This is a genomic window from Nonomuraea sp. NPDC059194 (assembly GCF_042754765.1).
Lineage (GTDB): Bacteria > Actinomycetota > Actinomycetes > Streptosporangiales > Streptosporangiaceae > Nonomuraea.
The window spans coordinates 1-14,380 of record NZ_JBHZBH010000062.1 but is presented as its reverse complement, the minus strand read 5'-3'; the positions used below and the strand labels follow the sequence as shown (position 1 = coordinate 14,380).

The window sequence follows — 14,380 nt, the reverse complement described above, 5'->3', positions numbered from 1 at the left end:
GGTGGGGGTGCCTGGTCCGGTTCTCATTGAACATTAAGGTATTCCTCCCGCAGGAGCCGCTTGTAGAGCTTGCCGGTCGGGTGGCGGGGCAGTTCGTCGCGGAAGTCGATCGACTTCGGGCACTTGTAGTGGGCCAGCCGCGCCCTGCAGTACTCGATCAGCTCGGCCTCCAGGGCCGGGCCCGCCTCGGCCGGGTCGGCGGGCTGGACGACGGCCTTGACCTGCTCGCCCATCTCCTCGTCCGGGATGCCGAACACGGCCACGTCGGCGACCTTGGGGTGGACGGACAGCACGTTCTCCGACTCCTGCGGGTAGATGTTCACCCCGCCCGAGATGATCATGTAGGAGCGGCGGTCGGTCAGGTAGAGGAAGCCGTCCTCGTCGAGGTAGCCGATGTCGCCGAGCGTGGTCCAGCCCCTGCCCTGGGGGTCCTGCGCGGAGCGGGTCTTGTCGGGGTCGCCGTGGTACTCGAAGCGCGGGCCGTCGGAGAAGTAGACAGTGCCCTGCTCGCGGGGCGGCAGCTCGTCGCCCGCCTCGTCGCAGACGTGCACGACGCCGAGCAGCGGACGGCCGACCGTGCCCTTGTGGGCGAGCCAGTCGGCCGGGCCCGCGTAGAGGAAGCCGTTGCCCTCGGTGCCCGCGTAGTACTCGTGGATGATCGGCCCCCACCAGTCGAGCATCCGCTCCTTGACGGGGATCGGGCACGGCGCGGCGGCGTGGATCGCGCACCGCAGCGAGGACAGGTCGTGCCTGGCCCTGACCTCGTCGGGGAGCTTGAGCATCTTGATGAACATCGTCGGCACGAGCTGGGAGTGGGTGACCGCGTGCCGTTCGACCAGCGCGAGGTACTCGGCGGGCGCGAAGCGCTCCATCACCACGACCGTCGCCCCGATCCGCTGGAACTGCATGCAGTAGCGCAGCGGCGCGGCGTGGTAGAGCGGCGCGGGCGACAGGTAGACGCTGTCGGCCGAGGGTGCGAACAGGAACTGGATGAGCTGGAGCAGCGGTCCGGGGGTGTCGAGGGGCGCCTGCGACAGTGTCGGCTTGACGCCCTTGGGCCTGCCGGTGGTGCCGGAGGAGTAGAGCATGTCGGAGCCCTGGCACTCGTCGGCGATGGGCGTCGGCGGCTGCTTCGCGACGGCCTCCTCGTAGGAGTCGAAGCCTTCGGCGACGCCGTCGACCATGAGCCTGAGCTCCACGCCCGGCGCGTCGATCGAGGTGGCCACGTCGGCGAGCCCGGCCGAGGAGATGAAGACCCTGGCCTCGCAGTTGCCGACGATGTAGGACAGCTCCTCGCTCTGCAGGCGGGAGCTGATCGCGGTGTAGTACAGCCCCGAGCGGTGCGCCGCCCAGGCGATGACCAGGAAGAGCGGATGGTTCTCGAGCATGAACGCGATGTGGTCGCCCGGTTTGAGCCCGGCCGAGCGGAAGAGGTGGGCGAGCCTGTTCGACTCCTCCTCGAGCTGGCGGTAGGTGACGACCTGCCCGGAGCCCGCCATGATCACAGCGGGCTTGTCGGGGGTGACTGCTGCGATGGCTCCCGGATACATGACCAGAACAGTATTCGGTTCGCCCTCCCGCCGGAAGACGGCGCGGCCGTGATCCCGTTTTCGGGATCACGGCCGCTTCGACGGGGACCGCCGGTCAGGGTTGGCGCGTTCAGGCCGGGATGACCGCGCCCTTGTAGGTGTCCTCGATGTACTTCTTGACCTCGGGGCTCTGCAGCAGCTTGGCCAGCTTCTGGACCCGCGGGTCGCTCTGCTTGCCCTCCTGGACGACCAGCCCGTTGGCGTACGGGTTGCCCTCCGCCTTCTCCGCGATGAGCGCGTCGGTGGCCGGGCTGAGCTTGATCTCCAGGGCGTAGTTGCCGTTGATGACCGCGGCGTCCACGTCGGCGAGCGAGCGGGGCAGCTGGGCGGCGTCGAGCGCCTTGAAGGTGATGTTCTTCGGGTTGGCGGTGACGTCACGCTCGGTGGCGGCGGTGCTGACGCCCTCCTTCAGCGTGATGACGCCGTTGTCGGCCAGCAGCTTCAGCGAGCGGCCGAGGTTGGTGGCGTCGTTGGGCACGGCGACGGTGGCGCCGGTCGCCAGCGTGGCGATGTCCTTCACCTTGCTGGAGTAGAGGCCGAGCGGCTCCAGGTGGACGTTGGCCACCCAGGTGAGCTTGGCGCCCTTCTCCTTGTTGTACTCGCCGAGGTAGGGCTGGTGCTGGAAGTAGTTGGCGTCCAGCTGGCCCTCCTGGAGCTGCGGGTTCAGCGGCACGTAGTCGCTGAACTCGACGATCTCCAGCTTCAGGCCCTCCTTGGCCGCCAGGTTGTCCGCGATGTACTTGAGGACCTCGGCGTGCGGTGTGGGAGTGGCGCCGACCTTGATGGTGTCACTCGGCGCGCCCGACGCCGACGAGCCCGCGGCGGACGAACCGCAGGCGGCGAGCGTCAGGGCCAGGACGGCGGCGGTCGCGATACCGAACAACTTGCGCACGGCTGTGCTCCTTGTCTGGATATGAGAAAGCGAAGCGGGGCCCGCTTGCGGCGAGGCCCGAAAAGAACGAAGGGTCTCTAGCGCTTGGCCAGGCGGTTGGCGAACGCGTCGCCGAGGGTCTGGGCGAGCTGGACGAGGATGATGATGACCACACAGGTCGCGATCATGAGCGGCGTCTCGAACCGCTGGTAGCCGTACCGGATGGCCAGGTCGCCCAGGCCGCCCGCGCCGATGACGCCCGCCATCGCGGAGTAGGACACCAGCGTGATGACGGTGACCGTGATCCCCGCCACCAGCGCCGCCCTGGCCTCGGGCAGCAGCACCTTGGTGACGATCGACGTACGGCTGACGCCCATGGCGTGCGCCGCCTGGACGACGTCGACGCTGACCCCGCGCAGCGCGATCTCCACCAGGCGGGCGAAGAACGGCACGGCGCCGATCGTCAGCGGCACGACCGCCGCGTACAGACCGATGGTGGTGCCGACCAGCAGCCGGGTGAAGGGGATCACCGCGATCATCAGGATGATGAACGGCAGCGACCGGCCGATGTTGACGATCAGGCTGAGCAGCTGGTTGGCCACCCGCGAGGGGAACAGGCCGTCACGCGAGGTGCCGACCAGGGCGACGCCGAGCGGCAGCCCGAACACGACGGTGAACAGCGTGGACCAGAACACCATCTGGACCGTCTCCCACGTCGCCTGCCCGAGCAGCGGGACCATCTCTTCCCAGCTCACGCGGCCACCTCCACGATCAGGCCGCGCTCGCGCAGGTAGGCGAGGGCGGCCGAGGTCTCGACGCCGGCCAGCGACACCCGCAGGCGGCCGACCGAGCCGCCCGCGACCTCCTCGAGCGCGCCGCCGAGGATGCTGACGTCCACGTCGAACTTGCGCACGACGGTCGAGATGACCGGCTCGTCCGCCGCTCCGGTGAACGTGATCGTGACGTTGCCCGGCTCGGGCGCGGGCAGCGGGAACAGCTCGGCCGCCAGCCGGGAACCGGGGGTGGTCAGCAGCTGCCTGATCGGCCCCGACTCCAGGATCGCGCCGCCCGACATGATCGCCACCGAGTCGCAGATGCTCTTGACGACGTTCATCTCGTGCGTGATCAGCAGGATCGTCAGCCCGAGCTCGGCGTTGAGCCGCTTGAGCAGGGCGAGGATGGAGGAGGTCGTGCCGGGGTCGAGCGCCGAGGTGGCCTCGTCGGCCAGCAGCACCTTCGGGTTGCCCGCCAGCGCCCTGGCGATGCCCACGCGCTGCTTCTGCCCGCCGGACAGCTGTCCTGGACGGGCGTCGGCCTTGTCGGCGATGCCGACGAGCTCGAGCAACTCGGCGACCCTGGCCGACCGCTCGGCCCTGCCCACGCCCATGACCTCCAGGGGGAAGGCCACGTTGCCCGCGACCGTGCGTGAGGACAGCAGCGCGAAGTGCTGGTGGATCATGCCGATGTGCTGCCTGGCGGCGCGCAGGTCGCGCTCGCCCAGCGTGGTCAGCTCCTGCCCGGCGACCGCGACGGTGCCGCGGTCGGGGCGTTCGAGGAGGTTGACGCAGCGCAGCAGCGTGCTCTTGCCCGCGCCACTCTGGCCGAGCACTCCGAAGATCTCGCCCTGGCGCACGTGCAGGTCGACACCGTCCAGTGCGACGGTGTCACCGTACGACTTGCGCAGGCCGACAGCCTGGATCACGAAATTTCCCCACAACGGATTCGGTAACGGACGGTCAGCGTTGGGGGACGCGTCAGCGAGTGCCCGGGTGGAAGGGCAGGTGACTCAGGCGGCGCAGCACGAAGCTGGGTCGAATCATCGGGGCATACCTTTGAACGAGGGGGCGGAAGGGTGCGCTCTAGCGGGCCTGACAGCCCATACACATGCGCATTCGCATCTCGTTCACGCTGTGGCTAACGATGACCTTATGACGGCCTATTCCCGGACCCCGATGTGAAGTGGCTCACCCCGCCTTGTAGGGATCCTTGAGGGGGGTCGTCCGCTCGGCGAAGTCCGCCTTGATGCGCGCCATGCGCGCGCCTGGCGCGTAGAAGCGGCCCTTTGTCGCACCGTACGGCTTGAGCCAGCCCTTCGCGGCCAGATCCCGCAGGTCACGGGCGGCCTGCCCCTGGCTGAGCGTCTCGTCGGCCTGGTAGCGGCTGCGGCGCAGCCGCCGGTTCACGAACACCTCGTAGAGGGCGGAGACGCACCTGGTGTTGAGCCCGTCCGCGTCGACCTGCTCCTCCAGCAGCGTCCAGATCTCCCCCGCCTCGGACAGCCGCCTTTTCACCTCCTGTGCCTGCAGATGGTGTGCCCGGAGGCAGAACACCCAGGGCAGCGTGTCGCCGTGCGGGCTCCATCGCCTTCGCCCCACCTCGCCCAGCACGTCGTAGTACTCGACCGTGCTTCTCTGCTTGCCGAGCCACTCCTCGATGGAGCAGAACTCGGGAGTGGTGATCTGGTCGCGGCCGAGCACGAGCGTCTGGAGCGCCCGCGACATGCGGCCGTTCCCATCCCGCCACGGGTGGATCTTGACGAGGTTGAGGTGCGCCATGGCGGCCCTGACGTAACTGGGCGCATCCAGGTCCCCGTGGTTGAGCCATTCCACGAGTTCGTCCAGGAGACCACTGACCTCCTCGGCGTCAGGCCCCTCGTAGACCACTTCGCCTGTGTCCGAGTTGCGTACGTAGATGCCTCCCGGCCGGACGAGGCCAGGGGTCTTGTCGCGGTGGTGGCCGATCATCATGAAGTTGAGCCCGTGGAGCACGCCGGCGTCGAAGCGGAACCCCGGCGCCTTGGACAACTGCTGGATGTAGGTGAGCGCCTGCTGGTATCCGGCGATCTCGCGAGCCACCGAGACCGGCGTCTCCAGCGGCTCCTCCCCCGCCATGATGGACTCGACGTCCTCGACGTCGGCGAGATACCCCTCGATCGCGTTGGATCCCCGGATGGCGCGGGCCCGTAGATGCCTGCGCAGTTGCCCGTCCCATCGGTGCCTGTCGGCGAGACGATGTCGCAGATCTCGGCGCATGTCCTCGATCTCGGTGAGAACGGCCTCGTCCTTCGCCTGCAGCGCGGGAAGTCCATAGAGCATGGGCTCCATGACACCACTCGCGGATCTTCCGCTCAGGTGAAACGGCGAAGCCGCCCCGCCGTACAGACAGACAGACGGGGCGGCTTCGCGAGGGAGGGAGGTCAGGCCGCGGTGGTCTGTGCCACCTTGGCCGGGGTGAGCGCGATCTCGAGCACCTCACGCACGTCGCCGACGGCGTGGATGGTCAGCTCGTCGCGGACCTCCTTGGGCAGGTCGTCCAGGTCGGGCTCGTTGCGGGCGGGGATGAGGACGGTGGTGATGCCCGCTCTGTGCGCCGCCAGCAGCTTCTGCTTGACGCCGCCGATGGGCAGCACCCGCCCGGTGAGGGAGATCTCACCGGTCATCGCCACGTCGTTGCGGACCAGCCGTCCCGACAGCAGCGAGGCCAGCGCCGTGGTGAGCGTGACGCCCGCCGAGGGCCCGTCCTTGGGGACGGCGCCCGCGGGGAAGTGCACGTGCACCGAGCGGTCCTTCAGCGCGGTGACCGGCAGCTCCAGCTCCGCGCCGTGCGAGCGCAGGTAGGACAGCGCGATCCGCGCCGACTCCTTCATCACGTCGCCCAGCTGGCCGGTGAGGGTCAGCCCCGTGTCGCCGGTCTCCGGGTCGGCCAGCGACGCCTCGACGTAGAGGACGTCGCCGCCCGCGCCGGTGACCGCCAGGCCGGTGGCCACGCCGGGCACCGAGGTGCGCTGCTTGGACTCGGGCAGCGACGCCTCGGGCACGAAGCGCGGCCTGCCCAGGTACTCGACCAGGCCGTCCTCGCCCACCGTGGTGGGCAGCTCGTCCTTGGCCGTGACCTTGCGCAGGATCCTGGCGATCGAGCGTTCGAGGGAGCGCACGCCGGCCTCGCGGGTGTACTCGGCGGCCAGCCTGCGCAGCGCCGCCTCCTCCACCGTGACCTCCTCGGCGCTCAGCCCTGCCAGCTCCAGCTGCTTGGGCAGCAGGTGGTCGCGGGCGATGGCCACCTTCTCGTCCTCGGTGTAGCCGTCGAGCGTGACGACCTCCATGCGGTCGAGCAGCGGCCCGGGGATGGCCTCCAGGACGTTGGCCGTCGCGAGGAACAGCACGTCCGACAGGTCGAGCTCGACCTCCAGGTAGTGGTCGCGGAAGGTGTGGTTCTGCGCCGGGTCGAGCACCTCGAGCAGGGCGGCCGTCGGGTCGCCGCGGTAGTCGGCGCCGACCTTGTCGATCTCGTCGAGCAGGACGACGGGGTTCATCGAGCCCGCCTCGCGGATGGCGCGGACGATGCGGCCGGGCAGCGCGCCGACGTAGGTGCGCCGGTGGCCGCGGATCTCGGCCTCGTCGCGGACGCCGCCGAGGGCGACGCGGACGAACTTCCTGCCCATGGCGCGGGCCACGGACTCGCCGAGCGACGTCTTGCCGACTCCGGGAGGACCGGCGAGGGCCAGTACGGCGCCGCTGCGCCGGCCGCCCACCACGCCGAGGCCCTTGTCCTGGCGCCGCTTGCGCACGGCCAGGTACTCGATGATGCGGTCCTTGACGTCCTCGAGACCGGTGTGGTCGGCGTCGAGCACCACACGGGCGCCGTCGATGTCGTAGTTGTCGTCGCTCGTCTCGTTCCACGGGATGTCGAGGACGGTGTCGAGCCAGGTGCGGATCCAGCCGGTCTCGGGAGACTGGTCGGAGGTCCGCTCCAGCTTGTCGACCTCCTTGAGCGCGGCCTCGCGCACCTTCTCGGGGAGGTCGGCCGCCTCGACGCGGGCGCGATAGTCCTCCTCCTCGGTCTCGGCGGTGTCGCCGTTGAGCTCCTTCAGCTCCTTGCGGACGGCGGCGAGCTGCTGGCGGAGCAGGAACTCGCGCTGCTGCTTCTCCATGCCCTCCTGGACGTCCTTGCGGATCGTCTCGGCGACGTCGAGCTCGGCCAGGTGCTCGCGCGACCACTCCACCAGCTTGGCCAGCCGGTCGGCCGGGTCGGGGGCCTCCAGCAGCTCGACCTTCTGCGCGGTGCTCAGCCACGGGGTGTAGCCGGAGCTGTCGGCCAGGACCGAGGGGTCGTCGATCTGGTTGACCTGGTCGACGACCTGCCACGCGCCACGCTTCTGCAGGATCGTGGTCGCCAGCGCCTTGTACTCCTTGGCCAGCTCCTGCGCCCGCTCCCCGACCTGCACGGGGTCGACGGTGTGGACCTCCACCCACAGGGCCGCGCCCGGGCCGGTCGTGCCCTTGCCGACGCGGGCCCTGTTGACGCCGCGCACGACCGCGGCGGGCTCGCCTCCGGGGAGCCTGCCGACCTGCTCGACAACCGCCTGCACACCGACCGCGCCGTAGCGGCCATCGATCCTGGGAACGAGCAGCACGCGCGGCTTGTTGAGACCAGAAGCCTGAGCCGCGTCGATCGCAGCCCGGACCTCCGAGTCGGACAGGTCCAGAGGGACCACCATGCCCGGCAGGACCACCTCGTCGTCGAGCGGCAGGACCGGGAGGATCAAGCTCTCACTCATCTGAACTCCAATGGGGTTGAGTTATACCCACTCAATGTATTGGAGCCCTGCGTTGTTCCCTTCCTTGCCGATGTTCGCTCACGGCGATCGTAATCGTGTAAGTGATACCTGAGAGGGTCAGCCCCAGGGGTGATGTGCGCAGGTCGGCGGGTCCCTATGCTGCTGCGGTGATCTCGGCCGTCCTCCAGCCGTTCTGGCTCGCGTTCTTCCGCGGCGCGGCCGACCCGCCGCCGCACCGCTCGACCCGCCTGCGCCGCCCGATGCCAGGCCCGCTGCGCCGCCTGCTGCCCTTCGACCACTACGACGTGGTGCAGGTCGCCGACCTCGTCCTGGCCTGGGTGCTGTTCGGCACGAGTCTCAGCGAGCTGCTCGAGATGAACGGCGAAGGCAGGCAGCCCCTCTGGCTGGTCTACCTGGCCGCCGTCGCCTTCTCGCTGCCGGTGGCCCTGCGCGACCGCTGGCCGCTGGCGGCGTGGCGGCTGGCGCTGGTGCTCCTACCGCCGTCGCTGCACGTCGTCCAGCAGGTCACCGACATGCAGCCGCCCTACCTCGAACCGGCCGTCGTGATGTACCTGCTGGTGCTGTACTCCGTCGCCGCCAGGTGCGACAGGCGCATCACAGCCGTGGTGTGGCTGACCTCGGTGCTGACCGTCTGGATCGTCGACCCGAACTCGACGGCGCTGTCCTCCGTCGCCGTCACCGTGATCGTGCTGTTCGGCTACAACGTGCGGGTACGGCGCCGCGCCACCGCGAGCAGGGACGCGGCGGTGGGTCAGCGGTTCGTCATGGCCGAGCGGGCGCGGATCGCCAGGGAACTGCACGACGTGGTCGCCCACCACCTGTCGGTCATCGCGATCCAGGCCGAGGCCGTACCCATGGCGGCCAGGGGCGACGCCGCGCGCCTGGAGGAGGGCCTGGCGCAGATCCGGGGGCTGTCGCTCGAAGCGATCAAGGAGCTGCGGCAGGTCCTCGGCGTGCTGCGCGACCAGGAGGGCCGGGCCGACACCACGCCGGCGCCCGCGCTCGACCGGCTGGACGAACTGGTCGGCAACGCCAGGTCCGCGGGCCTCACCGTGCTGGTCAGACGCTCGGGTGAGCTGGAGGAGGTGCCCACGGCCATGGCCGTGTCGGCCTACAGGATCGTGCAAGAATCGCTCAGCAACGCCATGCGGCACGCGCCAGGTTCGGCCGTGGCTGTCGAGCTCGTCTGGGCGGGCGACCTGCGCGTCCGCGTCGCCAACGGACCGGGGCGCGGCCCGGGCGCGACGCCGGGCGCCGGCCATGGGCTGATGGGCATGCGCGAGCGGGCCACCCTGCTGGGCGGATCTCTGGAGGCGGGTCCCACGGAGGAGGGCGGGTTCGAGGTGAAGGCCACGCTGCCGCTGGAGCGTTCGCCGTGATCCGGGTGCTGATCGCCGACGACCAGGGCATGGTCCGTACGGGCTTCACGGTGTTCCTCGGCAGCCAGCCCGACATCGAGGTGGTGGGCGAGGCGGCCGACGGCAAGGAGGCGATCGAGCGGGCGGCCGAGCTGAAGCCCGACGTCGTGCTCATGGACGTCAGGATGCCGGTGATGGACGGCCTGGAGGCCACGCGGCGGCTCATGGCCGCCGGCGAGGCCGCCGCCAATGAGACCAAGGTGCTCATCCTGACCACCTTCGACCTCGACGACTACGTCTACGAGGCGCTGCGGGCCGGAGCCAGCGGATTCCTGCTGAAGGACGCCTCCGCCGCGCAACTGGCCGAGGCGGTGCGCGTGGTCGCGGCCGGTGAGGCGCTGATCGCGCCGGCCGTCACCAAGCGGCTGATCCACGAGTTCGCCAGGCTGGGCGGGCCGCGCGCGCCGTCGGTGAAGCGGCTGGCCGAGCTGACCGAACGCGAGACCGAGGTGCTGACCCTGATCGCGCAGGGCCTGTCCAACCAGGAGATCGCCGATCGGCTCGTGGTCGCCGAGCAGACCGTGAAGACACACGTGGGCAGGGTGCTGACCAAGCTCGACCTGCGCGACAGGGCCCAGGCGATCGTCTACGCCTACGAGACGGGGCTGGTCCGCCCCGGTGAGTGAGGCAAGGGCGAGGCTGGGCCGTACGATCGGCTGATGGACCCGGTGGAGCTCTTCCAGCGGACGGCGGCGACGGTGCCCGCCTACCGCGCGTTCCTGGCCGAGCGCGGGATCGACCCGGCCCGGGTCACGACCTTGCGGGACTTCGCGCGGTTGCCGATGACCACCAAGGACACCTACACCCGCCGCTATCCCCTGCCCGACCTGTGCCGCGACGCGACGATAGGCGACATGATCGCCGTCTCCTCGGGATCCACCGGCGTCCCATCCTTCTGGCCCAGGTCCGCCGAGGACGAGCGGGTCGTCGCCGCCAGGTTCGAGGAGGTCTTCAGTGACGCCTTCGACGCGCCCGGCAGGCGCACGCTCGCCGTCGTGTGCTTCGCGCTCGGCACGTGGGTCGGCGGCCTGTTCACCCTCGCCTGCCTGCGTCACCTGTCCGAGCGCGGCTACCCGATCACGACCGTCGCGCCGGGCGCCGACAAGCGCGAGATCACCAGGGTGATCCCCGCGCTGGCCCCGCACTTCGACCAGGTCGTGCTGCTCGGCTACCCGCCCTTCCTCAAGGACGTCATCGACACCGGCGGCCTGCCCTGGCACGAGTACGGGATCAAACTCGTCACCGCGGGCGAGGTCTTCAGCGAGGAGTGGCGGTCGCTGGTGGCGGAGCGAGCGGGCCTGACCGATCCGATCCGCGACACCGCCTCCCTGTACGGCACGGCCGACGCCGGAGTCCTCGGCAACGAGACACCGCTGTCGATCGAGATCCGCCGCTTCCTGGCCGCCCGCCCCGACACCGCGCGCGAGCTGTTCGGCGAGTCGCGGCTGCCGACGCTCGTGCAGTACGACCCGGAGGTCCGCTTCTTCGAGGAGCACGAGGGCACGCTGCTCTTCTCCGGCGACAACGGGATCCCGCTCGTCCGCTACCACATCGCCGACGAGGGCGGGCTGGTGCCGTACGACAGGATGCTGGGATTCCTCGCCGAGCGCGGCTTCGAACCGTCGGCCCCCGGACCGCGGCGGCCGTTCGTCTACGTCTTCGGGCGCAGCCACTTCACCGTCTCCTTCTACGGCGCGAACGTCTACCCGGAGAACATCAGTTCAGGCAACCATTCTTTCAAGATCGCCAATCGGGTCGAGGATCGCCAGGACCACATGGCAGGAGCAGGTCTCTAGTCGCGGCCTGGACAAACACCAATCGACAAGCCAGACGACTCTCGCGACAAGTGCTCAGCCCATGGTTCACGATCTTGAACGGCGACAACTATCTCTACAGGGTCAAGGGCAGCCCGCCTGCGGCGGTCTGCCGCGCGTCTGGGCGCCAGCTGGCCGCGCTGCGGCTCTTCGGCCGGTCGCGGCCAGCGCGCCCACGCGCATGACCACCGCCACAAACGACCCGAGACCGAAGTTCATCGTGGCGCGCAACCCAGAGGACTGATGCGCGTCACGGTCAGCAATCGTTGGGGCATGCTTCGGCGGATCTCAGCCCGACGTGATCATCTCGCCCGACCGGACCCGTCGACCGTCCACCTGTAATCCGATCACCTGTCCAACATCGCCCCTAGCAAGCTCAGCAGATAGGCGGCGCACAAGGAGATCTGCAACGTGTCCGGCCGACAAGGCCAAGCGAGCTCATCGATCACATACTCCTGCGGAGACATCTACGAGCAGTGGGGTTCTGGGCTGGGAACCTGAAGATCACCGGCGACTGAGGTAGATCTTTTTTTACACGAACTTTACTGCTAACTTTCCTGACGGAATGTCAGAAATGGGCGACTCGTCACGTTGTGTGGCGGGTCGCCTGCGTGTCTACAGGAGCACCTGGGTGAACCACCTCACAGGGTACGGCGGCGCCATACCCTCTACGTCGCGACGACGCCGGGGCCGCACGCTGCGGTTCTTAGCCGTCGCGGTCGCGACTACTCTGGCGGCGAGCCTGTCCGCTGGCCCTTCCTGGGCAGAAGAACCCACGCCGGAACCATCGACAACGCCAACCGGCAAGGAAACCGCACAGGTTTCCAACCCGCCAATTGGCGACAACGCCATCGAGACGGCAAAGAAGGAAGCCGTCAAGACCGGCAAGCGGGTGGAGATCCCCGACCGCAAAACCGAGGCGGTCACCCTCTACGCCAACCCCGACGGCAAGACGCTCCGGATGGAGTTGCACAGCCAGCCAGTCCGGGTCAAGAACGCCGACGGCAAGGGCTTCACCCCGATCGACACCACCCTTGTCGAAGAGGCCGGCGCGATCAAGCCTAAGGCGATCAACGGCAGCCTCACACTGTCTGCGGGGCAGGACAAGACTCTGCTCAAGAGTCAAGCAATAGCAGGCGCCCAAGACACAGCGAAGATCACCACACCGTCGACGCTGCCCAAGCCCACGCTGAAGGGCAACACAGCGCGATACCCAGCCGCCTACGGCAAGGGCCGCGACCTCCTGGTGACCGCGACCGCGACCGGCTTCCGGCAGCAGGTCATCATCACCGAACGGCCTACCGGCCCGGTCACCTTCAAAATGCCGGTGGCACTGCCCGCCGGACTCTCCTTCAGCAAGAACACTCAAGGCCAGCCCATCATCGTGGGCAAGGACGGCAAGACGCTGACCGAGGTACGGCCAACGCTTCTGCAGGACGCCACGGCCGCCGACGCCTACGGCTCGATCGATGCGGGCAAGGTCGGTAAGGCCGCTGTCAGTCTCGATGGCGACGGCAAGACGCTGGTGTTCTCTCCCGATGCCGCGTTCCTGGCCGATCCTGCGGTTACCTATCCCGTGACCATGGCGGCCGTGGCAGCCGACTGGTGGGAGACCCATACCGGCGATGGCCCTCTGCCGAAGCAGGGCTGGGACACCTTCGTCAACGACAAGGACTACCAGGACAGCTGGTACAACTTCAACCTGGACCGGATCCTGGTCGGCAAGTCCAACAGCGGCACCGTCCGCTGGCGCAGCTACATCAAGTTCCCCGACATGCCCGCCGAGTTCCGCGGCCTCAAGGTACAGAACGCCGACCTGATCCTGTGGAACCACCTGTCCAACGACTGCGGGACCTACGTCGGCTCCGGCGTCACCACCCGGCGGATCACGTCGGCCTGGGACGAGGCGAGGCTGCACTGGAACAGCCAGCCGTCGGTCACCTCAACCGGTCAGATCACCGAATATGCCGCCTACAGCCCCAACTGCACCAGCGGAGCCGCAAGCTGGGCAGGCAAAGAATGGGACCTGATCTACACGATCGACGAGATCGTCCAGGCATGGTCGGACGGCGCCCCCAACTACGGCGTCCAACTCACCGCCGGCAATGAATCGGACACCACCAACTGGCGCCGCTACCGGACCGACGAAGCAGGCGGCTGCAGGAGCACCCCGCTCGAAGCCTGCAAGGGACAGCTCCACCCGCCCATCCTCACCGTGGACTTCGAGCTACCGCAGCCTCCTCCGGTCGTCAAGGACTTCTTCTTCACCTCGTCCCAACCGATCACGAGCCATCCGTCGTATGAAGACGCTCTAGCGAGATCGGTGTACCTGCCGCAGGACGGCGAGCAGATCTCGATCGGCACCGAGTTCGCCGGCCGGATCTCGGGACAGCGCGAGGGGCAGCCCTACGAGATCGGGACGGACCAGCTCGACATTAGCGAAGGCGGTGTCGAGGGCGACGGCGAAGACACTCGCGTGCCGCAGGTGATCGCCGTCGAGCCTGCCAACGGTGCCGTCGAAGTTCCCCTCGACGCGAGGCTGAAGATCACCTTCCACGAGCCGGTCCAAGGCGCCGAAGTAGTCCTCAAGGATGCCGGTGGCGCCGAGACGACAGGGACGGTGACGTATGACGCCACCAGTACGATCGCGACCTTCACGCCGGCACAAGCGCTGAAGGCGGGAACCAGGTACGAGGCCGTGGTCTCGAAGGCGATCGACTCGTCGGAAAACGAGATCGCTCCTTACACCTGGTCCTTCACCACCCTGAGGCAGGCTGCGGGCCGCTGGACGTTCGACGAGGGGAGCGGTCGCACGGCAGCCGATTCCTCCGGCAACGGCCACGACGCGACGCTCAACGACACCGCAACATGGATCCCCGGAAAGAGTGGAAACGGGGTCTCCAATGCGCCCTCCCAGGCGCGAATGGCGGCCTCCAAGTCAGCCGTAGCACAAAGCAAGCAGGTCGAAGTCGGTGACCTGACGACTGAGAGGGCGGTTTGCGAGCTGAAGCCCCTGATGTCACAGTGTGATCGAGTGAATCTGTAGCGTTATGCCTGGCTGGTGGGCGTGGATATGCTGGGATAGCCGGGTGAGTGAGCGCAAGCCGTAC

General features: G+C 68.5%; 10 protein-coding genes. 4 read left to right on the top strand and 6 right to left on the bottom strand.

The window, feature by feature from the left end; translation table 11 throughout:
• Nucleotides 1-23: 23 nt before the first annotated feature.
• The 6 genes from ACFXJ8_RS41120 to lon form a co-directional block, all read right to left on the bottom strand.
• Nucleotides 24-1,550 carry an acyl-CoA synthetase gene (locus tag ACFXJ8_RS41120; RefSeq protein ID WP_379650544.1) on the bottom strand — a complete coding sequence of 509 codons (1,527 nt, stop codon included), beginning with the start codon at nucleotides 1,548-1,550 and terminating at the stop codon, nucleotides 24-26.
• 109 nt (nucleotides 1,551-1,659) lie between these two features.
• On the bottom strand, nucleotides 1,660-2,481 hold the full coding sequence (locus tag ACFXJ8_RS41115; RefSeq protein ID WP_379650542.1) for a MetQ/NlpA family ABC transporter substrate-binding protein: 822 nt from the start codon (nucleotides 2,479-2,481) through the stop codon (nucleotides 1,660-1,662).
• A 77-nt stretch (nucleotides 2,482-2,558) separates the two neighbouring features.
• Nucleotides 2,559-3,215: a methionine ABC transporter permease gene (locus ACFXJ8_RS41110; RefSeq protein WP_379650540.1), complete on the bottom strand. Its 657-nt coding sequence runs from the start codon at nucleotides 3,213-3,215 to the stop codon at nucleotides 2,559-2,561.
• Nucleotides 3,212-4,162: a methionine ABC transporter ATP-binding protein gene (locus ACFXJ8_RS41105; protein ID WP_379650539.1), complete on the bottom strand. Its 951-nt coding sequence runs from the start codon at nucleotides 4,160-4,162 to the stop codon at nucleotides 3,212-3,214. The genes ACFXJ8_RS41110 and ACFXJ8_RS41105 overlap by 4 nt, the downstream gene beginning before the upstream one ends.
• A 262-nt stretch (nucleotides 4,163-4,424) precedes the next feature.
• On the bottom strand, nucleotides 4,425-5,555 hold the full coding sequence (locus ACFXJ8_RS41100) for a Fic family protein (protein ID WP_379650537.1): 1,131 nt from the start codon (nucleotides 5,553-5,555) through the stop codon (nucleotides 4,425-4,427).
• 101 nt (nucleotides 5,556-5,656) lie between these two features.
• Entirely contained in the window at nucleotides 5,657-8,017 is a 2,361-nt protein-coding gene (gene lon, locus ACFXJ8_RS41095; RefSeq protein ID WP_379650535.1) for an endopeptidase La, read from the bottom strand.
• A 167-nt stretch (nucleotides 8,018-8,184) separates the two neighbouring features.
• On the opposite strand from lon, the gene ACFXJ8_RS41090 reads away from it, so the two are divergent.
• The 4 genes from ACFXJ8_RS41090 (at nucleotide 8,185) to ACFXJ8_RS41075 (ending at nucleotide 14,316) form a co-directional block, all read left to right on the top strand.
• Nucleotides 8,185-9,417, top strand: a complete 1,233-nt coding sequence (locus tag ACFXJ8_RS41090; protein WP_379650533.1) for a sensor histidine kinase — start codon at nucleotides 8,185-8,187, stop codon at nucleotides 9,415-9,417.
• Complete coding sequence (locus ACFXJ8_RS41085) at nucleotides 9,414-10,082, top strand: response regulator (RefSeq protein WP_379650531.1); 669 nt, start codon at nucleotides 9,414-9,416, stop codon at nucleotides 10,080-10,082. Before ACFXJ8_RS41090 ends, ACFXJ8_RS41085 begins: the two co-directional genes overlap by 4 nt.
• A 33-nt stretch (nucleotides 10,083-10,115) precedes the next feature.
• A complete protein-coding gene (locus ACFXJ8_RS41080) occupies nucleotides 10,116-11,252 on the top strand; it encodes a phenylacetate--CoA ligase family protein (protein WP_379650529.1) in 1,137 nt (378 codons plus the stop codon).
• 649 nt (nucleotides 11,253-11,901) lie between these two features.
• Nucleotides 11,902-14,316: a DNRLRE domain-containing protein gene (locus ACFXJ8_RS41075; RefSeq protein WP_379650527.1), complete on the top strand. Its 2,415-nt coding sequence runs from the start codon at nucleotides 11,902-11,904 to the stop codon at nucleotides 14,314-14,316.
• The last annotated feature ends 64 nt before the right edge of the window (nucleotides 14,317-14,380 follow it).

Bases quoted from the DNA above. Each gene is read 5' to 3' on its own strand.
- ACFXJ8_RS41120 (WP_379650544.1), bottom strand. From the start codon at position 1,550: ATGTATCCGGGAGCCATCGCAGCAGTCACCCCCGACAAGCCCGCTGTG.
- ACFXJ8_RS41100 (WP_379650537.1), bottom strand. From the start codon at position 5,555: ATGCTCTATGGACTTCCCGCGCTGCAGGCGAAGGACGAGGCCGTTCTC.
- lon (WP_379650535.1), bottom strand. From the start codon at position 8,017: ATGAGTGAGAGCTTGATCCTCCCGGTCCTGCCGCTCGACGACGAGGTG.
- ACFXJ8_RS41080 (WP_379650529.1), top strand. From the start codon at position 10,116: ATGGACCCGGTGGAGCTCTTCCAGCGGACGGCGGCGACGGTGCCCGCC.